Genomic DNA, 24346 nt, shown 5'->3' with positions numbered 1-24346 from the left:
CGGCGTCAGTAATCGGTGAGTCTGGCCTGGAACGCGATGCGGTCGCCGCGGTAGAGCGAGCGCACGCGTTCGATGGGCACGCCTTCACCGTCCACACTGCGGCGGTGCAGCAGCAGCATCGGCAGGGCTGTCGTGCATTCCAGCAGGGCGGCCTCGCGCGGTGAGGCGAGCACGGTTTCGATGCGCTCGGTGGCGACCGCGTAGACCACGCCCATGCCGCGCGTGGCGGCGTACAGCGAGGTCTCCGGGTTGTAGAACTCGCGCAGCACGGCGAAGCGGTCCAACGGCATCCAGGTGCTCTCCAGGCCGATGCGCTCGCCGTCGGCGAGCAGGATGCGCTCCAGATGCATGACCGGCGTGCCGGGTTCGAGCGCGAGGTCCTGGGCGGTGTCCTTGTCCGCCGGGATATCGGTCCATTCGACGAGCAGACGGCCGGGTTTGCGGCCGAACTTGATCGCGCCCTCGGTGTAGGAGCGCAGCGACAGGGGCTGCACCATCTTCGGGCGCGAGACCACCGTGCCGCGGCCCTGACGGCGAATACGGCCTTCCACCAAGAGCTCTCGCACGGCCTGACGCACGGTTTCGCGAGCGACGCCGCAGCGCAGGGCCAGTTCGCGTTCCGAGGGCAGCGGGTCACCCTCGGAGAGCTCGGTGAGCAGCGCCTCGAGTTCCGCGCGCACACGGTACGACTTCGGCAGGCGCGCGTTCGGCGCGGAATCGGTTCCGGCGCCGGGCATTTCGCCCAACGGACGGCCTGGCTCCACCTGGTCTTCCACCCCGGCAGCCTCCCTCGTGTCCATGACCCCAGCCTACACACGATTGGTCTATACCAATTATTAACCTACCGTTTCCACACGAAACACTCGTAGGTCTAGACCATTGCTCAGGATGATTCCCATGCGATTGGTCATCATCGGCGGAGGGATCCTCGGTACCGCCCACGCTCTGGCCGCCATCCGGCGCGGCCACCACGTCATCCAGCTCGAACGCGAGGTCGAAGCCCGCGGCGCGACCGTGCGCAACTTCGGTCTGGTGTGGGTATCGGGGCGCAGCGCACACGAATTGGAGCTCACGCTGCGGTCGCGGCAGCTGTGGGAGGAGATCGGCGGCCAGGTCCCCGGCGTCGGCTTCCGCCCGGCCGGTTCCCTCACGCTGGTGCGCTCGGAGAACGAGCTCGCGGTGGCCGAGGCCGCCGCGGCCCACCCCTCGGCCGCCGAACGCGGCTTCGAACTGCTCGACGTCGACCGGGTGCGCGCACTGAACCCCGCGCTGCGCGGCAAATTCGTTGCAGGCCTGCACTGTTCGACCGATGCCGCCGTGGAGTCCCGGCAGGCGCTACCCGCCCTGCGGCGCTACATGGAGGCCAGCGAACGCTACGCCTTCTTCGCCGGCACCGAGGCCCGCGCCGTCACCGGCACCACCGTGATCGACGACCGCGGCCGCCGCCACGAGGGCGATCTGGTGCTGGTCTGCCCGGGCGCCGCGCACACCGGCCTGACCCGCGAACTGGTGGGCGACATTCCGGTGCGCCGGGTGCGGCTGCAGATGATGCAGACCGCTCCCCTGGGCGAAGCGCTCACCACCGCCATCGCCGACGGCGACAGCTTCCGCTACTACCCGGCCTTCGCCGGCCCGGAGCTGGACCGGCTCAATCGTGAACAGGCGCAGCCGTTCACGGCCGCCCAGCACAAGATGCAGCTGCTGGCCGTGCAGCGCCTGCACGGCGGGCTCACCATCGGCGACACCCACGAGTACGACGAACCGTTCACCTTCGACGTGGACGAGGCCCCCTACGAGCACCTCACCGGCGTGATGGAGGAACTACTGGGCCGCAAGCTGCCGCCGATCGTGCGGCGCTGGGCGGGCGTGTACAGCCAGTCCATCGATCCGGGCACCATCGTCACCCGCGCACAGGCGGCCGACGGCGTCTGGGTCGTCACCGGTCCGGGTGGCCGCGGCATGACCCTCGGCCCCGCCCTCGGCGAAGAGACCGCCGACCTCCTCTCGCTCTGAGACCTCCTCGACCAAAGGAATCACCGTGTCCGACAAGCAGATCGAACTCGCTGTCCTCGATATGGCGGGCACCACCGTCGCCGACGACGGGCTGGTCGAGCGGGCGTTCGAGGCGGCCATCACCGCCGCGGGCGTGCCCGCCGCGGGCCCGGAGCGCGAGGCGGCCCGCACCTTCGTGCAGGACACCATGGGCCAGTCCAAGATCTGGTGCTTCCGCACCCTGCTCGGCGACGAGGACCGCGCCCAGCTGGCCAACCGCGCCTTCGAGGCCGCCTACGCGGAATTCGCCGAGGCGGGCGTGAACCCGATTCCCGGTGCCGCAGAGGCCATTTCGGCGCTGCGGGCGGCGGGCATCAAGGTGGCGCTGACCACCGGGTTCAGCCGCGAGACCCAGGACAGGCTGCTGAACGCGCTGGGCTGGAACGACATCGCCGATCTGGCCCTGGTCCCCGCCGACGCCGGGCGCGGCCGCCCCTACCCCGACATGGTGCTCACCGCCGTGTTGCGGCTGGAAGCCGATGCCGTGGATCGCGTTGCGGTGCTGGGTGATACGTCCAGCGATATCGCCACCGGCCTGGCCGCGGGCGCGCGCATCGTCGCGGGCACGCTGACCGGCGCGCACACCGAGGAGCAGCTGCGGGCCGCGGGAGCGACCCACGTGGTGCCGTCGGTCACCGAATTCGCGCAGCTGCTGCTGGCCGAGCGCAGCTAGAGAATTCCGCCGCCCGGGCGCGCCTCGCCCGGGCGGCGGAGTACCCCCCGTCCCTTCAATTCCACCCAGTCTTCGACTCGACCGTCCCCTGAACCGAAAGTGCAGTCACCGTGCGTATTTCGAACAACCGCCTCGCACGCAACATCGCCCGCACCGCTCTCATCCTGACCTCCGCCACCGCGGTCGCCTTCAGCCTGACCGCCTGCGGCGGCACCGGCAGCGACTCGAAGGACGGCAAGACGGTCACCGTCTACTCCGTCGATGGCCTCGGCGACTGGTACAAGCCCGTCTTCGAGAAGTTCAAGGCGCAGACCGGCATCACGGTCAACGAGGTGGAGGCCGGCTCCGGCGAGGTCGTCAGCCGGGTGGAGAAGGAACAGTCCAACCCGCAGGCCGACCTGGTCGTCACCCTGCCGCCGTTCATGCAGAAGGCCGACAAGTCCGGGCTGCTGCAGGCCAGCGGCGTGGACACCGGCGCGGTCGCCGCCGCCGACAAGGACGCCAACGGCAAGTGGGTTTCCCTGGCGGGCAACTACCTGTGCTTCATCGCCAACCCGTCGGTCGACGCCACCAAGCTGACCTGGGACGGCCTGCTCGGGCCCGACTACAAGGGCAAGCTGCAGTACTCCACCCCCGGCCAGGCCGGTGACGGCACCGCGGTGCTGGTGCTCTTGCAGCAGCTCATGGGCAAGCAGGGCGCGCTCGACTACCTGGCCAAGCTGCAGGCCAACAATGTCGGCCCGTCCTCCTCCACCGGCAAGCTGCAGGCCAAGGTGGACAAGGGCGAGATCCTCATCGCCAACGGCGATGTGCAGATGAACCTGCAGAGCGTCAAGAGCGGCTCCAAGTTCAACGTCTTCTTCCCGGCGTCCGCCGACGGCAAGAAGTCGACCGTCTCGCTGCCCTACCTGATGGGCATGGCCAAGGGCGCGCCGCATTCGGACGCGGCCAAGAAGCTGATGGAGTTCCTGCTCTCGGCCGACGTGCAGAAGTCGCTGCCCGACACCTTCGCCATCCCGTCCCGGACGGATCTGGCGAGCGCCCCGGCCACCGGCAACGGTCCGTCCCCGGCCTCGACCATCAAGGACGTGACCGTCCTGCACCCCGACTGGACCTCCGTGCTCGACAACCTCGACGCCGACGTGGCCGCCTACACCAAGGCCACCGGTAGCTAGCGCACGGCGTCAGTCCGATACCAGCCCCAGGAGCAGCAACCATGTCCTCCGCGTTGACGACATCCACGGTGGCCGGCGAGACCACCGACGAACCGGCCATCGTGTTCGACCGGGTCGGAGTCACCTACGGCCGCGGCCGTAAATCCACTGTGGCACTGGCCGATTTCAACCTGCGGGTGGCCGCGGGCGAAACGGTCGCGCTCCTGGGACCCAGCGGTTCCGGCAAGTCCACCGCGCTCAAGGCGCTGGCCGGGTTCGTCCGGCCCACCTCGGGCGCGGTGCGGCTGGCCGGCCGCGACGTCACCGACCTCTCCCCCGCCAAGCGCGGCATCGGGGTGGTGGTGCAGTCCTACGCGCTGTTCCCGCACATGCGGGTGCACGACAATGTGGCCTTCGGGCTGAAGGCACATCGCGTGCCGCGCAACGAGATCGGGGCCCGGGTGACCGAGGCCCTGGACATGGTCGGCATGGGCGCCTACGCCGAGCGGCTGCCGCGCGAGCTGTCCGGTGGGCAGCAGCAGCGCGTCGCCATCGCGCGGGCGCTCGCCATCCGGCCCCGGGTACTGCTGCTCGACGAGCCCCTCGCGGCGCTGGACGCGCAATTGCGCCAGAACATGCTCGGCGAGCTGCAGCAGTTGCGAAAGGCCTTGCCGGACACGGCGATGCTGTACGTGACCCACGACCAGGCCGAGGCGCTCGCCCTGGCCGACCGGATCGCGGTCATGCGCGACGCGCGGCTGGTCGACATCGATACCGCGCACAAACTGTGGCAGCAGCCCGCCACCGAATTCACCGCGTCCTTCCTGGGCGGCGCGAATCTGCTGGCCTGCGCGGTCGAACACGTCTCCGGCACCGCCGCGCTGGTGACCGTCGGCGAGCACACGCTGCGCGCGGACGCGCCGCCGCCCGGCGTGGGACGCCCGGACTGGGCACCGAATGCCGACGCCCAGTTGTGCGTCCGGCCGCACACCGTGCGCATCGTGCCGCTCACCGAACGAGATGCGCTGCGCGCCACCGTGATCACCAGCGTCTGGAAGGGCGCCTCGACCCGGTTGCACCTCGAGGTGGCGGGCATCCCCGCCGAGCTCACCGCGGATGTCCTGGGCCACACCGAGATCGTGCCCGGCGACCACATCGGCGTGCGTTTCCCCGACCCGGCCGGGGTGCTCATCCCGCCGGGCATCGGCACCGACTCCGCCGCCGACAGCGAGGTCCGCGCATGACCGCCCCGCTGACCCGTCGAGCTACGGGTGAATTCGACTATGCCGCAGTGACATCGAGCCCGCTGCGGGAAGAACGGGGGACGGTGTCGCGACGGCGCGCGGTGACCGCAGACGAGGGGTCCGAGCTGTTCGCCGGGTCGGCCGCAGCACAGGACGGGAGGCCGTCGTGACCGCGCTGCTCGAATCTCCTTCCGCGGCAGAGGCTCCCGGGACTCGCGAGCCGGGACGGTCGTGGCGGCCGGTGCTGTGGACACTGCCGCCGGTGCTGACGGTGCTGCTGATCGCGGTGTATCCGATCGTGCGGGTGCTGCTGGAGTCGACCGAGACCAAGTCCGGGCGAGGGGTCGGGACCTGGTCGGCGGTGCTGGCCGAAGAGTCGTTCCGGAATGCGCTGCTGCGCACCGTGACCATCGCGGTCAGCTCCACCATCGGCTGCCTGCTGCTGGGGACATTCCTGGCGATCGTGCTGGCATTCGTGCCGTTTCCGGGTTCGCAGCTGGTGGGTCGGCTCATCGATTCGGTGCTGACACTGCCGTCCTTCCTCGTGACACTGGCCTTCACGTTCCTGTACGGGACAGCGGGGGCGGTGAACGCGCTCATCAACCAGATCACGGGTGGTACCCGGCCGGTGGTGAACTTCCTCAGCACGCCCTGGGGCGTGATCCTCGCCGAGGTCACCTTCTTCACGCCGTTCGTGGTGCGGCCGCTGCTGGCCGCGTTCGCGCAGCTGCCGCGCGAACAGCTGGATGTGGCCTCCAGTCTGGGCGCCTCGCCGTGGCGGGTGCTGGCGCAGGTGGTGATGCCGGAGGCATGGCCCGCGCTGGCGGCGGGTGGCAGCCTCACGCTGCTGTTGACCCTCAACGAATTCGGCATCGTGCTGTTCACCGGGGCCAAGGGCGTCATCACGCTGCCCGCGCTGATCTACACGCGCGGCATCGTCACCTTCGATCTGCCGGGGGCCGCGGTGCTGGCCTCGGTACAGGTATTGCTGTCGCTCGGCCTGTATCTCGGATACCGACTGCTGTTCGCGCGCCTCACAGGTGCGCGGAAGGAGAGCTGAACCATGCTGGTGTGGACCAGGCGCGGGCGGGCCGCCGTGCTCGCCGTGTTCGGGGTCGTGGTGGCCGTGGTGTTCGTGGCGCCCATCGCGACCGTGGTGGCGGCGGCACTGGCCGGACGCTGGAACGGGCCGCTGCCCTCGCAGCTGGGGTTCGCGAACCTCTCCCGGGCGCTGTCGGGCGAGGAGTCCGCGAGCCTGTCGGTGAGCCTGCAAACCGCGCTGCTGGCGGGACTGCTCTCGCTGGCGCTGGGCACCTGGGCGGCGCTGGCGTCGATGGAGGCGCCCGGCTGGCTGCGGCGGCTCACCGACGCGGTGTTCCACGTACCGGTCGCGGTGCCGTCGGTGGCGATCGGCCTGGGCGTGCTCATCACCTTCAACGAGCGGCCGCTGCTGCTGGGCGGGACCAAATGGATCGTGATCCTGGCGCATACGGTGCTCGTGCTGGCCTACGCCTTCAGCGGGGTCTCCGCGGCGCTGGACCGGCTCGACCCCGGCTACCGGCAGGCCGCCGAATCGCTCGGCGCCGGCCCGGCGCGGGTCCTGTTCCGGATCACGCTCCCGCTGCTGCTGCCCGCGCTCGGCGCGGCGGCGGGGCTGGCCATCGCACTGTCCATGGGTGAGCTGGGGGCGACCATCATGGTCTACCCCGCGACCTGGAAAACCCTGCCGGTGGCCATTTTCGCGGCCACCGACCGCGGCGAAGTCTTCGATGCCGCGGCCAGTACCACGCTGCTGGTTCTTGTCACCCTCCTCGCCCTGATGATCCTGGGCCGCTTGAAAGGTCGTGCGGCGCTGCGCTGACTGCCGGGTCAGCTTTCGGGTCGACCGCACCACACCGCTGACCGCGAATGAGGGGACGGTCAGCGGTGTCTTGCGTTTATTGCCGGGCGTGGCGGACAGTTGAACGGTTAGGCTCGCCGGGTTGTCGGGTTCGTTCGCGTTGTCGGAGTTACTGCTCGGGCGGGGGTAGTTCGATGGTGGTCGTAGCAGGGTTGTCCGGTGAGTCCTATGACGTGGACAACGAACCGTTCTATACAGCGGGCAGCCGATCGGTGCAGTACCTGTGCCGGGATCCGCGTGGGCAGCAGCGGCTCTACAAGCTGTACCGGACTCCGGTCACCGGTCCCGACGCCATCGAATCGGCCCGGCAGGCCATGCTCTTCGGGCGGCAGACAATCCTCGCCGCCGAGGCCGCGGGCGGATCCACCGGGGACGCCGCCGAGGCGGTGAACTGGCCGATCGATCTGGTGCTGCACGAGGGGATGCTGGCCGGGACCGTGCTGCCGTTGATTCCCATGGACTTCCTGCAGCCGGACGGGCGGCCGCGCACGCTGGATCAGCTGTGGGCCGCGCCCGGGCAGGTGGCGTCGTATTTCCGGGCCGGACTGGCGATCCGGCTGAGCGACATCGCGCGGGTGCTCGAGGAACGGCAATTCGTGCACGGGGACCTGTCCGCCAAGAACGTGCTGTGGCAGCCGGCCGCGCCGCTGGCGTACGTCATCGACACGGCCGGGCCGGCGACGCTCGACGCGGCCCACGACCGGTTCAAGGATCGGTACGACCTGGCGGTGCTGGTGTATCGGACGTTGCTGCCGGATGCCGGGGCGGGGGCGCCCGGTGCGCCGTGGCAGCCGTCCGGAGTGCCCGCCGATCTCGATCCGCGGGTGCGGGCGCTGTTCGACCGAGCCTTCGGCAATGGCGGATTCGGGCCGGACGCCCGGCCCTCCGCGACGGAGTGGAGTGACACGCTGCGGGCGGTGTATCTGACGCCCGACGGCGCGAACTATGTGCCCGAGGCGCTGGCGGTGCTGGAACGGCACGCCGGGCAGCCGGCCAGTGCGCCCGCCATGCCGACGGTGGCGTTCGGCTCGCCGACCACGGCGAGCCCACCGACCGGTTGGTCCACGCCACCGCAGCCGGTGGCGTATTCGACTGCACCGCAGTCCAATTCGGCGAACACGGCACTCAAGGTGATCCTCGGCGTCCTGCTGGTGGTACTGGTCATCGCCATCGCGGTGGGCGCGGTGGTGCTCACCGGCAAGGACTCCAACAAGAACTCGGCCGCCGGCACCTCCACGACCACCACCACGACGGCACCGCCGACCAGCACCACCGCGGGCTTCGACAAGAACACCCTCAACAAGCAGTCCACCGACAAGACGCCGTTCACCGCGGACGCCCTACTGCCACAGAGCTTCACCGACAGCAAGGGCGTGGTGTTCACCCGTCACTCCTTCGGCCCCAAGGACTGCGTCTCCAGCAATATGTCGCAGAACGTGAAGACGGCGCTGCAGAACAACAAGTGCCAGCAGATGATGACCGGCGTCTACCTCGACGCCTCCGAGAAGATCCTGACCTCCATCGAGGTCTTCGCCTTCCCCTCCAACACCGAGGCCGAAACCCTCTACAACGGCCTCAAGGGCCAGGACCAGATCTGGGACGTCTGGTGCCCCACCCAGGGCGTCGGCTCCAGCGTCTGCCAAGCCAACACCGACACCCTCTTCAAGGCCACCTACTCCAGCTGGGGCAGCCAGGAATACCGCTACCTCTACGAGTCCTACTCCCTCTACATCAACCTCGCAGTCGACTCCTCCCTCGAACCCAACCTCGAGGCCCCCTCCCGCACCATCCTCAACCTGGTAGGCCCCGACAACTACTGGAAAGACCGCTAACCCCAACCCATCTCAATCGGTGAGCTTGGGATGCCCCGTGCCGGCGTGCATGATCCAAACGGTCCGCTTGTCATCGTCGATCAGGTACCAGATGCGGCCACCGCCCGTCACCTCGTACTGCCAGCGCTCCAAGGTAGCCCCCTTCCACAGTGCTGATCCCAGTGCGCCCTTGAGACGGTGGTGCCGGTCCGGATTCGCAGTGGACCGCGGATCGTCGCGAATCGTGTCGAATGCACGGCGCAGGTTGGCCGCGGCCTGTCGAGTAAGGTCCTCCCATCCGGCAACGGCTTCCGTTGTGGCGAAACGGATTTCATATTCCGGGTCGATGGCAGGCGGGGCGGCGCGATCACCTCGCTTGGGACTCACTCGTCACCCCCGGGAAGGTCCGGCGGTTCGACCGCACCCAGATCGCCTTCGGGCTCGCGAGTCAGGAGCGCCAGCAGGGCGGGGTCCGCATGGATTTCCGCGGTGTGCCGCCATTGATTCAGCAGGGTGGCGAGGGGGGCCAGGTTCTCCAGCGACGCGGCACCCTGCGCCACCGCTACCAGCTCGGTCACAAACCGATCGACGTCCGAATCCGGCAGGAATGTCACCCACGGCAACGCGTCGGGCAGCACCTCCCGGACCGCGTCCGCACCCAGACGCCGGACCAGCCCGGCCAGCAACCGGGACGTGAAATCGACGACCGCTCCCTCGGCATCCAACTGCTCCACCCGCATCAGCGCCAGATCACCGGCATCGCGCCGCCGCAACCGCAGCGCGCGGACCCGCTCCAACCGGCCGGCGGTCACCGCCGGCTTGTGTAGCAAATCACTGAAGGGAACCACGTCATAGGCAGCGCTCATAACATCCACACTACCTCGGATGTCTGACAATCGGCTGTTGATCAGGTGAAATGCGACCTGGATCGGCGACGCCACCACGGGATGTCCGCAAGTCTCTGCGGCGGGGCGCCGGCGGGACCAGTTCATTCGCGTGCACGCGCAGGCCTCGGAGTGGAGAGCGGTGGGCTGCCGAGCGGCGGTCGAGCGTGGCTACTACCGGAGGAGCTCGACGGATAGATCATCAGCGGGGCAACGGTTTTCGGCACTCATGGCCGTTGCGGGCCGTTACCCTGGGGTGATGGTGCCTGTGTCGCATGTGGTGGCATTCGGGGTGGCGGCGGTGATCCTGATTGTGATTCCGGGGCCCAATGTGATGTTCGCGGTGGGGCGGGCGCTGGTGTTGGGGCGGCGGGCGGCGGTGTTGTCGGTGGTGGGGACAGGGGCGGGGACTGTGGTGTGTTTGGTGGGGGCGGCGGTGGGGTTGGGGGCATTGTTGATGGCCTGGGCGATGTTGTTTCTGGTGGTGAAGATCGCGGGGGCGGTGTATCTGATCTGGTTGGGGGGCATGGCTATTCGGGGGCGGCGGAAGCTCGGGGAGAGTTTGCGGGCGGGAGTGCCGGAGGGGGCGGAGCGGCGGGTGGTGTGGCAGGGGTTCGTGGTGGGGGCGACGAATCCGAAGACGGTGGTGTTCTTCGCGGCGGTGCTGCCGCAGTTCGCGGTGCCCGCCAACGGGTGGCTGCCGGTGCAGTTCCTGGTGCTGGGGGCGATCTTCCCGGTGCTGCAGGTGCTTTCGGATGTGGTGTGGGCGCTCGGTGCGGCGTCGGCGCGCGAGTGGTTCGCGCGCTCACCGCGGCGGCTGGAGGCGGTGGGGGCCACCGGCGGCGCGATGATCATCGGGGTGGGGACGACGGTGGCGTTCTCCGGGAACGGATGAGATCGGCTGCGGCGGAACGGGTTGGCGGTCCACCGACGGCGCCGGATCCGGACGACAAGAATTGGGCCGGTACCCGTTCGACGGATACCGGCCCAACCTTCTCCGGGTGAGGGATCAACAAGACCCGAAGTCTCAGAGGCCGGCGGTGGCGGCCAGCAGGGTGCGCGAACAGGTGGCGTCGGTGGCCTCGATCAGGCCGGCGGCCAGCAGGTAGGCGGCGGCCATGTCGAGGGCGGAGTGCTGCAGGGCAGTCAGGGCCTCGGTGAGCTGGCGGCCCTTGTGTTCGAAGCCGCGCCGGAGTTGGTGGGCGGAGTCGAAATCCCCGAAGCCGGTGAGGGTGTGAGTATCGTGGCTGTGCTCGATTTGCGGGTCCAGTGCGTCTGCGAACCGCAGGAAGTGTGCGGCGCAGTTACGCGCCGCCCCCACCTCCAGGCGGAATGTGCCGTCCTGGGCCCGCCGGTAGAGCTCGGTGGCCGTGCCCTCGCCCGTGTTCATGACGAACTCCCTCCCTCGAAATATGAAACGCCGTATTACACCCGCGATTTTGTTAATCCACCGCCATGTGAATGAAACATGGCGTGAACAAAAACCGCGCGGATGGTTTTGGGGCGCTCCGCGATTTATCCAGGGCGGGCGTGCCGCGCCAGTCGACCACGCGGCACGCCGGGCGGGGCGCCCCGTTGCGCCCGCCGTATCGGGCGGGCGACGTCCTACGGTTCGAGCGACCTATTGGTCCGATAGCACGACTCGGCTGACGTCACCGCTGACGATCAACGATTCGGTGGCAATACATCAATTGTGTCAATGCATTTGGAATCATTGTTCTGGTAAACGGCGGCGGCCACCGGCCACGTCGATTACGAGATCAGTGTAGCCGTCCACCAGTTCGGCCAGGTGGTACCAGTGTTTATGGGTGTTATCACTGGCCGCGCCCTCGTGATCGATCACCTGATTGGCCTCCACCCAGCTCCGGGCCATGCGGTCGACGACCGCGCCCAGGCTCTCGGTGTGCAGCGTGGCGCCGTTGCGGTGTTGCGGCAGTTCCTGTTCCACCCAATCATTGATATCGTCAACGAGTTCGCTGCGGCGACAATCGATCTCGCTGACCATCATGGGATCCCGTACCTGGCCGCGACGTTCGTGCAGTTCGGCGAGAGCGTGCGCCGACCGTAGCAACACTCGATCTTGAAATCGCCTCCCCTGGAAGGCACAGAGCAATTGCGGAGCGGTCGGCAGGACGCCGGCTATCGACATGGTCATCGAGACTCCCTATACGCACCCGACAGCATCACTAATCGCACCAACATGATTGGTCTCCGGATTCAGCTATACCGGTCATCGGATCGGTTGTTCACGAATAGGCTAGCTGGATCATGCTCTTACAAATGCAAGAACGCAATACTGCGTTCTAGCAAGTGCGACAAGGGAAAGGGTTGTCATGGCAGGCAAGCGCACCGTGCTCACCGTCCGTTTGCGGCGGCTCGCCGCGATGCTGCACGAGATGCGCGAGAACGCGCAGCTCAGCAAAGAAGTGGTCAGCGCCAAGACCGGCATCAACGTGACCACCCTCTACCGCATCGAAACCGCTCAGGCCAGGCCCCAGCGCCGCACCCTGACGGCCATGCTGGACCTCTACGGCATCGGCGAGCCGCAACGTTCAGATGCCTTGCAGTTGCTGGTGGATGCGCTCCGCCCAGGCATGGCACGGTCTTTCGAGGATGCGGTGTCGGAGGTCTACGGCGCCTACATCAACTTCGAAGCCGAGGCGCTCTCGGCTCGGTTCTTCCAGTCCACCTATATCCCCGGCCTGCTACAGACCGAGGCGTACGCGAACGCGGTCTACCAGACCACCATGCCCAAGATCTCGGATCAGGTTATCGAGCAACGCATCCGGGCGCGCCAGGAGCGGGCCAAGGTGCTCACCAAGGACGATCCGCTGGAGCTGTGGGTGGTGCTGGACGAGGCCGTCATCCGCCGGCTGGTGGGCGGCCCGGAGGTGATGTTCCAGCAGTTCACCCTGCTGCTGGAGCACACCGAGAAGCGCAATGTGATCCTGCAGATCCTGCCCTTCGACGCCGGCGCGCACCCGGGCATGCTCGGCTCCTTCACGCTGCTGGACTTCCCGGACCCCGCGGACCCGGAGCTGGTCTACGTGGAGGGCATCGCCAGTGACGAGTTGATCGAGGGCCACCCGGAGGTGCGCCGCTACGGCGTGATGTTCGACCAGCTCCGGGCCATGGCGCTGAGCCCGCGCGACTCGATCACCATGATCTCCCAGACCATGGAGGGCCTGGGCGGCTGATCTTCCACCCACCCCAGGGTGGGTTCACCCGCACCCTCGGAGCGGGTTCCGGCAGCACTGTGGTCGCTATCGGCCACGGCGTGCGGCGGCGACAGTAGATACATACCGAACGCCACCGCAAGCGCCCCTCCGAGAGGATGATGTTCGATGTGCAAGCCGGTCGAATCGCCCGCCGCCATCGCGATGACCGCCGCCGACTGCGAACTCAGCTACGCCGAACTGGATCGCTGGAGCAACCGCCTCGCGCGCATGCTGCTGCGGCTCGGAGCCCACCCGGGGGCCCGCATCGCGATCGCGGAGACCCCGCAGCTGGAGGCCGCGGTGGCCCGTCTGGCCATCACCAAGATCGGCGCGATTCCGGTGCCGCTCACCACCGAAACCACGGTGGCCCGTGCCGACTTCGGCGTCACCACCAAGGACGGCCGGGAGCGGATCACCGATCCGAGCCGCTGGCTGGTGCTCGATGACCGCTCCACGCTGGTGCAGTACCTCACCGGCTCGGACGCCCCGCTCACCGCGGCGGAACTGCCGCCGGCACGGGAGGCTGCAGCCTGACCGTACCGAATCATCATCGCCCGCAGGATGTTTCAGAATGGTTTTCAGCACCCTGTCCACATCCACCCCTGATTCGTCCGCGGCCTTCGCTCTCTCGGCGGCCCAGCGCGGCATCTGGTTCGCCCAGCAGCTGGCGGGTGACACGCCCGTCTCGATCGCCCAGTACGTGGAGCTCACCGGCCCCGTCGACGTGCAACTGCTCGCCGACGCGATCCGCCGCGCCGGGCGCGAGTTCGGTACCGGATACCTGCGTCTGACAGAAATCGACGAGCTGCCCTGGCAGCTCGTGGACACCACGCTCGACGACGCGATCGACACCGTCGACCTGAGCGGGGCGCCCGATCCGGTGGCCGCCGCGCGGGCGTGGATGCACGCCGAATACACCGCGCCCCTGGACCTGACCCGCGACCGGCTGTGCCTGATCGCCATGCTGCGCCTGGGCCCGGACCACTGGTACTGGTACTCGCGGTTCCACCACATCCTGATCGACGGCGTCGGCGCGCTCACCATGCTGCAGCGCACCTCCGAGATCTACAACGAGGCCGCCGCCGGACACGAGATTCCGCCCGGCCGGGCCGAGCCGCTGCAGCGCATCGTGGAAGCCGATGCGGCATACCGGGATTCGGACAAGCTCCAGGCCGACCGGGAGTACTGGCGCGCGCATCTGGCGGGCCTGCCCGAACCGGCGCAGCTGGGCAAGCGCACCGGCGCGGTCGACGCCCACCCCCGCCTGCTCAGCGGCACACTGCCGGAATCCACGGCGGCCCTGCTGGATTCGCTCACCACCGCTCTGTCCACCAGTCCGGCGCCGGTCGTGGTGGCCGCCTTCGCCGCCTATGTCGGCGCCATGACCGGGGCGGGCGAGATCGTGCTGAGCCTGCCGGTGTCCGGCCGCACCACCGCCGTCCTGCGCCGCTCCGGCGGCATGGTCGCCAATGTGGTGCCGCTGCGGCTGCGTCCCTCCCCCACCGCCACGGTCGGTGATCTCATCCGCGCCACCCAGGGTGAGCTCACCGCCGCGCTGCGCCGCCAGCGGTACCGGCAGGAGGACATCATCCGCGACCTCGGCTGGGCCATGGACGAGGTGGCGGGCTTCGGCCCGACGGTCAATCTCATGCTCGCCGACACCCGCATCCGCCTGGGCGGGATCACCGGGCAGCTGCACGTGCTGACCTCGGGCCTCATCGACGACCTGTTCGTGAACGTCTATCCGGGCGGCGGCGCGGAACGCACGCACATCGACTTCCAGGCCAATCCGAACCGCTACGACGAGCCCGAACTCGCGGTGCTGCACGCGCGCTTCCTGGAGTTCCTGCACCGCTTCCTGGCCGGTGGCGCCGAACAACCGCTGGCGGCGGTGACCGCGCTCTCCGAAACGGAACGCGCCGAACTGGCCCCCGCACAGGGCCGCGACGGCACCGATCCGCGCACGCTGCCCGAGATCCTCGCGGCGGGGGCGGGCCGGGACCCGTCGGCCATCGCCCTGCGGGTGGACGGGACCGCGTTCACCTACCGTGAGCTCACCGAGTACACCGATCGGCTGGCCCGGGTGCTGATCGCGGCGGGGGCCGGACCGGAACGCACGGTGGCGATCTCGATCCCGCGTTCCGCGGAGTCGGTGCTGGCCATGTGCGCGGTCGCCCAGACCGGCGCGGCGTTCGTGCCCGTCGACCCCGGCTATCCGATCGACCGCATCGAGCACATGCTCACCGACAGCGGCGTGGTCGCGGGCGTGACGGTGGCGGGTTCCCGGGCGGCCCTGCCCGATCGGGTCGAGTGGCTGGTGCTGGACGACCCGGCCACCGAGAAGGTCGTCGCCGCAAGCGATTCCGGTCCGATCACCGACGCCGACCGGCGTGCGCCCCTGCACCTGGACCAGGTCGCCTACCTCATCTACACCTCCGGCTCGACCGGGCTGCCCAAGGGCGTCGCGGTCACCCATCGCGGCCTGACGAATCTGGTCACCGGTTCCGGAGCCGCGTTCGGCGTCGGATCGGATGCCGTGGTGGCGCACGCGGTCTCGCCGAGTTTCGACATCTCGGTGGAGGAGCTGCTGGTCGCCCTCGCGGTCGGCGCGACGGTGGCGGTGGTGCCGCCGGCCGCCTACGCGGGCGAAGAGCTGGCGCGGGTGCTGCGGCACCTGGAGGTCACCCACCTGAATGTGACACCGGCCGTGGCGGGTTCGCTGGAACCGGACACGCTGCCGCGGCTGCGCACCGTGGTGGTGGGCGGCGACTCCTGCCCGCCCGAGCTGCCGGTCCGCTGGGCCGGGCGGTGTGTCATCAATGGCTACGGCCCGACCGAGGCCACCGTCACCGCCACCCTGAGCGCCCCGCTGGCCCCCGGCGATCCCATTACGATCGGCGCGCCCTCGCGGGGCATGGGGGCGGTCGTCCTCGATCCGTGGCTGCGTCCGGTGCCGCCGGGCGTGACGGGTGAACTGTATTTGTGCGGGCCTGGTCTGGCCCGCGGCTACCATCAGCGCATCGGCCTGAGCGCCGAGCGTTTCGTGGCCAGCCCGTTCGCCTCGGGCACGCGCATGTACCGCACCGGCGACCTGGTGCGGTGGCGCCGGCGCGGCGGTCGCTGGGAACTGGAGTACCTGGGCCGCGGCGACACCCAGGTGAAAGTGCGCGGCTTCCGTATCGAACTCGGCGAGGTGGACGCCGCGGTGGCGCGGTATCCGGGGGTCGAGATGGCGGTCACGGTGGGCGCGGCCACGCCCGGCGGTGCGACCGCGCTGGTGTCGTACGTGCTGGCGGCCGATTCGGTGGTGGCGCCGGAGGAGGTGAAAGCCACGGTGGCCCAGTCGCTTCCGGCGCACATGGTGCCGTCGGTCGTGATGGTGCTGCACTCGCTGCCGCTCACCCCGGCGGGCAAGGTGGACCGCCGCGCGCTGCCCAGACCCGATTTCGGATCCGGCCCCCGCGCCGGTCGCGCGCCCGCCACCGAGCGGGAACGTGCGCTCGCGGAGGTCTTCGCCGCGGTGCTCGGGGTGGAATCGGTTGCGGCGGACGACAATTTCTTCGCCCTCGGCGGCGACAGCATCGTGGCCATCCAGCTGGTGGCGCGCGCCAAGGCGGCCGGACTCGGGCTGCGGGCCCGGGACGTGTTCGAGCACAAGACCGTCGCGGCGCTGGCCGTCGTCGCCACCGAGGTGACCGCCCCGGTGGTCCAGGAACTGCCCGGCGGCGCGGTGGGCCCGGTGCCGCTCACTCCGATCGTGCACGCCATGCTCGAGCAGGGCGAGACCTGGCCCAGATTCGCTCAGGCCGTGCTGATTCCGCTCCCCCGCGCTGAAGACATTTCCGCCTCCGGCGCTGAAGACACTTTCGCCTCCGGCGAAGCCGACCGATCCCGTCTCACGGTCGCGGTGCAGGCCCTGCTCGACCGGCACGACCTGCTGCGCAGCACCCTCACCCACCGGCCCGCGAACGGCAGCGGCCCGTGGGAGTGGCGGGTCGGCGCGCCCGGCACGATCGAGGCCGGGGCCCTCATCGAAACCGTGACCGCCGCACCCGACAGCGACGGCGAGGACGAACTGCAGCGCGCGGCCGACCTGCTGGATCCCGCCGCCGGGATCGTGGCCCGCTTCGTGCTCATCGACCGTGAGGACGCCCCGCCACTGCTGTGGGTGGTGCTGCACCACCTGGTCACCGACGGTGTGTCCTGGCGCATCCTGCTGCCGGATCTGGCCACCGCCTGGGCGGGCGGACCGCTCGCGCCGGTGGGGACCTCGTTCCGGCGCTGGGCGCACGGGCAGGTCGAGCAGACCCCGGCACGCGCGGCCGAGATCCCGCAATGGCGGCGGATCCTCACCACACCGGACCCGCGGCTGGGCACCCGGGCCCTCGATCCGGAACTCGACACCGTGGCCACCATGGGGCAGCTGCGGACCGTCATCGACAGCGATACCGCCACGGCCGCACAGGAACTCATTCCGGCGCGCTTCCACTGCGGACTCGACGACGCCCTGCTCACCGCGCTGGCGCTGGCGGCGAGCCGCTGGCGGCGCACCCACCGGACGCTGCTCACCGTGGAGGGCCACGGGCGCGAGGAATCGGTGCTGCCGGGTGCGGACATCTCACGCACCATCGGCTGGTTCACCAGCGTGTTCCCGGTGGCGCTCGACCTCGGCGACCTCGACCTCGACGACGCCTTCCGGGGCGGGCCCGCGGCGGGCGCGGCACTGAAGGCGGTGAAGGAGCAGCTGCGGGCGATTCCCGACAAGGGCGTGGGCTTCGGCATGCTGCGCTACCTCGGTTCGGGACCCAACCGACTCGACGATTCGCCCACGCCGCAGATCAGTTTCAACTATCTCGGCCGCACGGGCGCGGGGGTGGAGCATCCGGGCGGCGCGGAAACCCCGTGGGTGCCGGTCAGATTCGCCGCCACCCAGGACGATCGCGCACCGCTGGCGGCGGTCGTCGACATCAATGCCTTCCACACCGCCGCCGGCCTCGAGGTGACCTGGGCCTACGCCTCACGGCTGCTCACGTCCGGGCAGGTGCGGGAGTTCGCACGGCTGTGGGGACGGGCGGTCACCGCGCTGGTGACCCATGCCCGGCACGCCGGAGCCGGCGGGCACACGCCCTCGGACTTCCCGCTGGTCACGGTGGAACAGGCGCAGATCGACGCCTGGGAGCGGGAGTACCCGGACCTCACCGAGGTCTGGCCGCTGTCGCCGCTGCAGTACGGCCTGCTCTTCCACGCCCGCTACGACACCGACACCGCCGACGGGTACACCGTCCAGACCCGGCTGTCGCTGGCCGGCCGGGTCGATGCCGGGCGGCTGCGTACGGCCGCGGCGGCGCTGACGGCCCGGCACGAGGTGCTGCGGGTGGCCTATGCCGAGACCGCCGACGGCCCCCGGCAGCTGGTGCTCGGCGAGGCCGAGATCCCCTGGCAGGACATCGATCTCACCACCATCGAGGAACCGGCCGAACGGCAGCGGGAACTGGCCCGGCTGATCGCCGTGGACGCGGGCACCCGCTTCGACCTCGCCCGGCCGCCGCTGCTGCGCTTCAGCCTGGTACGCACCGAACCCGAGGCGTACACGCTGCTCATGACCAATCACCATCTGGCCCTGGACGGCTGGTCCACGCCGCTGGTGGTGCGCGAGCTGCTGGCCGGATACCTGGCCGCGGTCACCGGGCACGAGATCGCGCAGGCTCCCGCGCACTCGTATCGCGAATTCCTGGCCTGGCTCGATCAGCAGGACGACGCCGCGTCCCTGGCGGCCTGGACCGAGGCGCTGGCCGGGGTCGACGCCCCGACCCGCGCGGTGCCCACCCTCGCGGGCATCACCTCGACCGAATCCGGCATGGTCTCGGCCGAATTCACCGCGGCGCGACTGGAACGCCTCACCGACACCGTGCGCACCGCCGGGGCCACGGTGAACACCGCCGTGCAGGCCGCGTGGGCGCTGCTGCTGACCATGCTCACCGGCCGCACCGACGTGGTGTTCGGCGGCACCGTCTCCGGGCGGCCGCCGCAGCTGGCCGGGGTCGAGGAGATGGTGGGGCTGTTCATCAACACCCTGCCGGTGCGGGTGCGGCTGGATCCCGGTGAGCGCGTGGGTGATCTGCTGGCCCGGGTGCAGGCCGAGCAGGCGCGGCTGCTGGACCACCAGCACGTCGGGCTGGCCGCCATCCACCGGGCGGTCGGGCTGCCGGAGCTGTTCGACACCCTCACCGTCTTCGAGTCCTATCCCATCGACCGCGAAACCCTCTCGCGCGCACTGGATATCGCGGGCATGCGAATCCTCGACGTGTCCGGCACCGACGCCACCCCGTACCCGCTGAACCTCATGGTGATCCCGCAGCGCGCCGCCGACGGCAGCGAAAGCCTCACCATCACCGTCAAATTCATGGCGGACGAACTGCCCGAGGCCGCCGCGCGCCGGCTGCTCGACCGGTTCGTACTGCTGCTCGACCAGATCGCCGACCATCCCGAGCGCCGCACCGCGCAACTGCAGCACTGCGATCCGATCGAACGCACCCAGCTGCTGCCCGTCCGCGGCGGCCCGCCCACCCCCCTGCGCACCCTGCCCGACATCCTGGCCGCGGGCGCGCGTGTCAATCCGGACGGCATCGCCCTCAGCTCCGGCGCCCTCAGCATGACCTACCGCGACCTCGACGCCTGGTCCAACCGCTTCGCGCGAGTCCTGTTGCGGCGCGGGGTCGGCCGCGAGAGCTTCGTGGTGCTGGCCCTGACCCGGTCGGTGGAATCCGTGGTGGCGGTGTGGGCGCTGGCCAAGACCGGGGCGGCGTTCCTGCCGCTGGACCCCAGCTATCCGGTCGAGCGCATCGAGCACATCCTGAGCGACTCCCGCGCGCCCATCGGGGTGACGGTGTGCGCGGTCGGCGAGACCCTGCCCGGCAGCATCGACTGGCTGCTGCTCGACGACCTCAACACCATCCGCCGGGTCATGACGGTGTCCGACGCGCACATCACCGACGCCGAGCGCGGCGGGCCGATCAACCTGGCCCAGACCGCCTACCTCATCTACACCTCCGGCTCGACCGGCAAGCCCAAGGCGGTGCTGCTGAGCCATCGCGGACTCGCCAACCTCGTTGCCTCGCAACAGAGTCTGCTGGACCTGGACGAGACCTCCAGCACCCTGCAGGTGGCCTCCCCCAGCTTCGACGCCTCGGTGCACGAACTGCTCATGGCGCACGGCGCGGGCGGGCGGCTGGTCATCTCGCCGCCGGATGTGTACGGCGGCAGCGCACTCGAGGAACTGCTGCGCACCGAAGGGGTGACACACGCGGTCATCACGCCGTCGGTACTGGCCACCATGAATCCGGCGGGACTCGACGAACTCGGCTGCCTCTCGGTGGCCGGTGAGGCGGCCGGACCCGAACTGGTGGCCGCCTGGTCCGCCGGGCGGCGCCTGGTGAACCTGTACGGCCCCACCGAATTCAGCGTGTGGGCCACCGGGCCGGGTGAGTTGCTGGCGGGCGAACCGATCACCATCGGCGCGCCCATTCGCGGCGCGGCCGCCCTGGTGCTCGACGGCTGGCTGCGGCCGGTGCCCATCGGGGTGACCGGGGAGCTGTATCTGGCCGGGCCCGCACTGGCGCGCGGCTACTTCAACCGATTCGGGCTCACCGCCGCCCGTTTCGTCGCCAACCCGTACACCGCGCCCGGCGCGCGCATGTACCGCACCGGCGACATGGTGCGCTGGGTGGAGGTCAAGACACCCGACGGCGCACAGCTGGAGCTGGAGTACCTGGGCCGCAGCGACTTCCAGGTCAAGATCCGCGGCCTGCGCATCGAACTCGGCGAGATCGACGCGGTGCTGGCCGCCGACGAGCAGGTCGACTACGCCGCCACCCTGGGCTGCCCCGGCCCGGGCGGGCAGACGGTGCTGGTCTCCTACGTGGTCGCCGCGGCCGGGCACGCCCTCGACACCGAACTGCTGCGCACCCGCGTCGCCGCCGCGCTGCCGGGCTACATGGTGCCGAGCTACCTGATCGCACTCGACGATGTGCCGCTCACCCCGGTCGGCAAGCTCGACCGGAATGCGCTGCCCGCACCGGATTTCGCGACCCTCGACCAGCGCTACCTGGCCCCGCGCACGGCCGTCGAAACGGCCGTCGCCCAGGTCTTCGCCGACGTCCTCGACGCCGAGCGCGTCAGCATCGACCGCTCCTTCTTCGACCTCGGCGGCAACTCGCTCACCGCCACCCGCGTGGTGGCCCGGGTGAACGCCGCCCTCGGCGCGACCATCGCCCTGCGCGACCTCTTCGACGCGCCCACCGTCGCGCAACTGTCGTCCCGCATCGTCCCCGGCACCGAGACTCCCGGGCTGCCGGCACTGGCCCCGCGCATCCGCCCGGACCGAATCCCGTTGTCCCCGGCACAACAACGGATGTGGGTCCTCAACCGCCTGGACCCCGGCTCCGCCGCCTACAACATCACCGCGGCCCTGCGCCTGACCGGCGAGCTGGATATGGCGGCCTTGCGCGCGGCGGTCGCCGACGTGGTCGCCCGTCACGAATCGCTGCGCACCATCTACCCCGCCGACGCCGACGGCCCCCGCCAAGTGGTGCTCAGCGCCGAAGCGGCCGCGCCGCAGATCAGCTTCGCCGAGACGAACGACGGCCCGGATCTGCGCGTGGCCATTGCCGAAAGCACCGGGGCGGGCTTCGATCTCACCCGCGAAGCCCCGCTGCGGGTCCGCGTGCTCCGGCTGATCGGCCCGGCCGAGGTGCACGTGGTGGTGCTGGTGGTGCACCACATCAGTGCGGACGGGGCCTCCATGGCACCGCTGGCCACCGACCTGGTGACGGCGTATCTCGCGCGCAGTGGCGGCGCGGAGGCCGAGCGGCCGCCGTTGCGGGTGCAGTACGCCGACTATTCGATCTGGCAGCGGGAACTACTGGGCGACGACGCGGATCCGGAATCGCGTGCCGCGCAGCAGATTCGGTACTGGAAGGAACGGCTGGCGGCGACGCCCGACGTGCTGGAGCTGCCGACCGACCGGCCGCGACCGGCGGTGCAGAGCCTGCGGAGCACGGATCTGGAGTTCCGGCTCGACGCCGGATTGCACACTGCGCTCACCGAATTGGCGGCCGTGACCGACACCAGCCTGTTCATGGTGTTGCATGCGACGCTGGCGGTGCTGCTGTCGCGGCTGTCCGGCACGCCCGACATTCTGATCGGGACCGCGGTGGCCGGGCGCGGGGAGGCGGCCCTCGACGACCTGGTCGGCATGTTCGTGAATACGCTCGCCCTGCGCACACCCGTGGATCCCGCCACCGGGTTCCGGGAGTTCCTGGCACAGGTGCGGGCCACCGATCTGGACGCTTTCGCGCACGCGGAGGTGCCGTTCGAGCGGCTGGTGCAGGTCCTGGACCCGCCGCGGTCGACGGCCCAGCATCCGCTGTTCCAGGTGTCGTTGTCGCTGCAGAACTTCCAGCCGCCGACGGTCGAATTCCCCGGGCTGCGGGTGGCGGTCGAGCCCATCGAGCGGGACGCCTCGCAGTTCGACCTGACCTTCGATCTGCGCACCCCGCTGCCCGGCACCGAGGCAGCCGGACTCGACGGCACACTCACTTTCGCCACCGACCTGTTCGACGAGGCCAGCGCCGCGCGGCTGGTGACCCGGTGGCAGCGGATCCTCACCGCCGTCACCGCCGACCCCGGGGTCCGGCTGTCGGATATCGACCTGCTCGACGCCGCCGAACGGACCGCGCTGGTGCCGCTGCGCGGCCCGCGGCACCAGCGGATCACCACACTCGCCCAGGTTTTCCGGGCCGCCGCCACCGCCCACCGCCTGTGCCCGGCCATCATCGCCGACGGGCGCGCGGTGTCCTATCGCGAGCTGGACACCGCCTCCCAGCGGCTGGCCATGCAGCTCTCGGCCGCCGGAGCCGGATCGGAAACGATTGTGGCGCTGGCTCTCTCGCGTGGCGTCGAGCTGATCACCGCGATCTGGGCCTGCGCCAAGGCCGGGGCGGCCTTCCTGCCCATCGACCCGCGTCACCCCCTGGACCGCATCGATCACATGCTGGCCGACTCGCGTGCGTTGCTCGGGCTCACCACGAGCGCACACCGGCCGCTGCTGCCCGACACCGTCGGCTGGCTGGTACTCGACGATCCCGCCGCCTCCAGCGTGCGGATCGCAGTGGGGCAGAGCCGGATCCGCGCCATGGCCACGTACCCGGATCAGCCCGCATGGCTCATCTACACCTCCGGGTCCACCGGCACACCCAAGGGTGTCTCCGTCTCGCATCGCGGCATCGCCGACCTCGTGCGGGCCCAGCGGGAACTGCTGGGCCTCGGTGAGCACTGCCGCGTACTCCAGGTCGCCTCACCGAGTTTCGACGCCTCGGCTTTCGAGGCGCTCATGGCCTTCGGGTCCGGCGGCACCGCCGTGGTCGCCCCGCCCGAGGTGTTCGGCGGCGAGGCGCTGTCGGATCTCATTGCAGCGCAGGGTGTCACACACCTGGTGATCACGCCCTCGGCGCTGGCGACCCTGGACCCGGAGGCGGTGTCCAGCGTGCGGGTGCTGGCCGTGGCGGGCGAGGCCATCGGCCCGGACCTGGTGGCCCGGTGGTCGAGCGGGCGCACGCTGATCAACCTCTACGGGCCCACCGAATTCACCATCTGGGCAACGGCTTCCGAACCCCTGACCGCCGGGCAACCGGTCACCATCGGCACTCCGATCCGCGGTGCGGGCACCCTCGTCCTCGACGACCGCCTGCGCCCGGTGCCGATGGGTGTGGCCGGGGAGCTGTACCTGGCCGGACCGGCCCTGGCGCGCGGCTATCACGCGCGCCCGGGTCTCACCGCGGCCCGCTTCGTCGCCGACCCGTACGGGCGGCCCGGTGAACGGCTCTACCGCACCGGCGATCTGGTGCGCTGGACCGGCTACCTCGACGAACCGCGCCTGGAATACCTGGGCCGCACCGACTTCCAGGTCAAGGTGCGCGGCCAGCGCATCGAACTCGGCGAGATCGATGCCGCGCTGTCCGCCGCCGAGGGCGTCGAATTCGCCGTCACCCTGGGCGTTCCCGGACCCGGCGGCGCCACCGCGCTCGCGGCGTATCTGCTGCCGGAGCCGGGGCGCGAGGTCGACCTGGCCGCCGTGCGCGCCCACGCCGCCGACCGGCTGCCCGGCTATATGGTGCCGACCGCGTTCGTCGTGCTCGACGCCATCCCGCTCAATGCCGTCGGCAAGCTCGACCGCAAGGCGCTGCCGGCGCCGGTGTTCGAGGCCGCGACCGAATACCGGGCACCGAGCACCGAGCTGGAAACCGTGCTCGCCGAGCTCGTCGCCGAACTGCTCGGCCGCGACCGGGTCGGCGTGCACGACTCGTTCTTCGCCCTCGGCGGCGACAGCATTCTCGCCATCCAGCTGGTCTCC

General features: G+C 70.0%; 17 protein-coding genes. 12 read left to right on the top strand and 5 right to left on the bottom strand.

The features are described from left to right. Window positions 1-5: 5 nt before the first annotated feature. Window positions 6-737: a GntR family transcriptional regulator gene (locus ACFXN1_RS23280; protein WP_379386890.1), complete on the bottom strand. Its 732-nt coding sequence runs from the start codon at window positions 735-737 to the stop codon at window positions 6-8. Between the two features lie 160 nt (window positions 738-897). Between ACFXN1_RS23280 and ACFXN1_RS23275 the strand changes: the two genes are divergently transcribed. The 8 genes from ACFXN1_RS23275 (at window position 898) to ACFXN1_RS23240 (ending at window position 8855) form a co-directional block, all read left to right on the top strand. Beyond that, a complete protein-coding gene (locus ACFXN1_RS23275; protein WP_379441343.1) occupies window positions 898-2013 on the top strand; it encodes a TIGR03364 family FAD-dependent oxidoreductase in 1116 nt (371 codons plus the stop codon). Window positions 2014-2038: 25 nt separating this feature from the next. After that, window positions 2039-2725, top strand: coding sequence for a phosphonatase-like hydrolase (locus tag ACFXN1_RS23270; protein WP_379441344.1), 687 nt, complete (start codon window positions 2039-2041; stop codon window positions 2723-2725). 110 nt (window positions 2726-2835) lie between these two features. Further along, the gene (locus ACFXN1_RS23265) at window positions 2836-3900 is read left to right on the top strand and encodes a 2-aminoethylphosphonate ABC transporter substrate-binding protein (RefSeq protein ID WP_379441345.1); all 1065 of its coding nucleotides are present in this window, start codon (window positions 2836-2838) and stop codon (window positions 3898-3900) included. Window positions 3901-3941: 41 nt separating this feature from the next. Next, on the top strand, window positions 3942-5123 hold the full coding sequence (locus ACFXN1_RS23260) for an ABC transporter ATP-binding protein (protein WP_379441346.1): 1182 nt from the start codon (window positions 3942-3944) through the stop codon (window positions 5121-5123). Then, entirely contained in the window at window positions 5120-5293 is a 174-nt protein-coding gene (locus ACFXN1_RS23255) for a hypothetical protein (RefSeq protein WP_379441347.1), read from the top strand. The genes ACFXN1_RS23260 and ACFXN1_RS23255 overlap by 4 nt, the downstream gene beginning before the upstream one ends. Next, a complete protein-coding gene (locus ACFXN1_RS23250) occupies window positions 5290-6183 on the top strand; it encodes a 2-aminoethylphosphonate ABC transporter permease subunit (RefSeq protein WP_379441348.1) in 894 nt (297 codons plus the stop codon). Before ACFXN1_RS23255 ends, ACFXN1_RS23250 begins: the two co-directional genes overlap by 4 nt. Before the next feature lie 3 nt (window positions 6184-6186). Further along, complete coding sequence (locus tag ACFXN1_RS23245) at window positions 6187-6984, top strand: ABC transporter permease subunit (protein WP_379441349.1); 798 nt, start codon at window positions 6187-6189, stop codon at window positions 6982-6984. 173 nt (window positions 6985-7157) lie between these two features. Beyond that, window positions 7158-8855 carry a hypothetical protein gene (locus tag ACFXN1_RS23240; RefSeq protein ID WP_379441350.1) on the top strand — a complete coding sequence of 566 codons (1698 nt, stop codon included), beginning with the start codon at window positions 7158-7160 and terminating at the stop codon, window positions 8853-8855. A gap of 12 nt (window positions 8856-8867) precedes the next feature. On the opposite strand, the gene ACFXN1_RS23235 is transcribed toward ACFXN1_RS23240, so the two are convergent. Next, window positions 8868-9221, bottom strand: coding sequence for a hypothetical protein (locus tag ACFXN1_RS23235; RefSeq protein WP_379402455.1), 354 nt, complete (start codon window positions 9219-9221; stop codon window positions 8868-8870). Further along, the gene (locus ACFXN1_RS23230; protein ID WP_379402454.1) at window positions 9218-9700 is read right to left on the bottom strand and encodes a hypothetical protein; all 483 of its coding nucleotides are present in this window, start codon (window positions 9698-9700) and stop codon (window positions 9218-9220) included. Before ACFXN1_RS23230 ends, ACFXN1_RS23235 begins: the two co-directional genes overlap by 4 nt. Before the next feature lie 277 nt (window positions 9701-9977). On the opposite strand from ACFXN1_RS23230, the gene ACFXN1_RS23225 reads away from it, so the two are divergent. After that, the gene (locus ACFXN1_RS23225; protein WP_379441351.1) at window positions 9978-10613 is read left to right on the top strand and encodes a LysE family translocator; all 636 of its coding nucleotides are present in this window, start codon (window positions 9978-9980) and stop codon (window positions 10611-10613) included. Between the two features lie 132 nt (window positions 10614-10745). On the opposite strand, the gene ACFXN1_RS23220 is transcribed toward ACFXN1_RS23225, so the two are convergent. Both ACFXN1_RS23220 and ACFXN1_RS23215 read right to left on the bottom strand, forming a co-directional pair. Beyond that, the gene (locus tag ACFXN1_RS23220) at window positions 10746-11108 is read right to left on the bottom strand and encodes a hypothetical protein (protein WP_379441352.1); all 363 of its coding nucleotides are present in this window, start codon (window positions 11106-11108) and stop codon (window positions 10746-10748) included. A gap of 321 nt (window positions 11109-11429) precedes the next feature. Next, window positions 11430-11789, bottom strand: a complete 360-nt coding sequence (locus ACFXN1_RS23215; RefSeq protein ID WP_040859778.1) for a DUF4254 domain-containing protein — start codon at window positions 11787-11789, stop codon at window positions 11430-11432. 262 nt (window positions 11790-12051) lie between these two features. On the opposite strand from ACFXN1_RS23215, the gene ACFXN1_RS23210 reads away from it, so the two are divergent. From ACFXN1_RS23210 to ACFXN1_RS23200, 3 genes are all read left to right on the top strand, one after another. Further along, complete coding sequence (locus tag ACFXN1_RS23210; protein ID WP_364623926.1) at window positions 12052-12915, top strand: helix-turn-helix transcriptional regulator; 864 nt, start codon at window positions 12052-12054, stop codon at window positions 12913-12915. Window positions 12916-13062: 147 nt separating this feature from the next. After that, entirely contained in the window at window positions 13063-13470 is a 408-nt protein-coding gene (locus ACFXN1_RS23205) for an AMP-binding protein (RefSeq protein ID WP_379402451.1), read from the top strand. Between the two features lie 37 nt (window positions 13471-13507). Continuing rightward, window positions 13508-24346 (top strand): amino acid adenylation domain-containing protein (locus tag ACFXN1_RS23200; RefSeq protein ID WP_379463667.1); only part of this gene is annotated, 10839 nt, incomplete at its 3' end.

It is taken from the genome of Nocardia sp. NPDC059154 (genome assembly GCF_042755705.1).
Lineage (GTDB): Bacteria > Actinomycetota > Actinomycetes > Mycobacteriales > Mycobacteriaceae > Nocardia.
The sequence above is the reverse complement of the archived record's forward strand: the minus strand, read 5'-3'. Positions and strand labels throughout refer to the sequence as shown.

What these genes read in the sequence shown, in the direction of transcription:
- ACFXN1_RS23280 (WP_379386890.1), bottom strand. Translation starts at nt 737, where the DNA reads ATGCCCGGCGCCGGAACCGATTCCGCGCCGAACGCGCGCCTGCCGAAG.
- ACFXN1_RS23275 (WP_379441343.1), top strand. Translation starts at nt 898, where the DNA reads ATGCGATTGGTCATCATCGGCGGAGGGATCCTCGGTACCGCCCACGCT.
- ACFXN1_RS23260 (WP_379441346.1), top strand. Translation starts at nt 3,942, where the DNA reads ATGTCCTCCGCGTTGACGACATCCACGGTGGCCGGCGAGACCACCGAC.
- ACFXN1_RS23255 (WP_379441347.1), top strand. Translation starts at nt 5,120, where the DNA reads ATGACCGCCCCGCTGACCCGTCGAGCTACGGGTGAATTCGACTATGCC.
- ACFXN1_RS23245 (WP_379441349.1), top strand. Translation starts at nt 6,187, where the DNA reads ATGCTGGTGTGGACCAGGCGCGGGCGGGCCGCCGTGCTCGCCGTGTTC.
- ACFXN1_RS23240 (WP_379441350.1), top strand. Translation starts at nt 7,158, where the DNA reads ATGGTGGTCGTAGCAGGGTTGTCCGGTGAGTCCTATGACGTGGACAAC.
- ACFXN1_RS23230 (WP_379402454.1), bottom strand. Translation starts at nt 9,700, where the DNA reads ATGAGCGCTGCCTATGACGTGGTTCCCTTCAGTGATTTGCTACACAAG.
- ACFXN1_RS23225 (WP_379441351.1), top strand. Translation starts at nt 9,978, where the DNA reads ATGGTGCCTGTGTCGCATGTGGTGGCATTCGGGGTGGCGGCGGTGATC.
- ACFXN1_RS23220 (WP_379441352.1), bottom strand. Translation starts at nt 11,108, where the DNA reads ATGAACACGGGCGAGGGCACGGCCACCGAGCTCTACCGGCGGGCCCAG.
- ACFXN1_RS23210 (WP_364623926.1), top strand. Translation starts at nt 12,052, where the DNA reads ATGGCAGGCAAGCGCACCGTGCTCACCGTCCGTTTGCGGCGGCTCGCC.
- ACFXN1_RS23205 (WP_379402451.1), top strand. Translation starts at nt 13,063, where the DNA reads ATGTGCAAGCCGGTCGAATCGCCCGCCGCCATCGCGATGACCGCCGCC.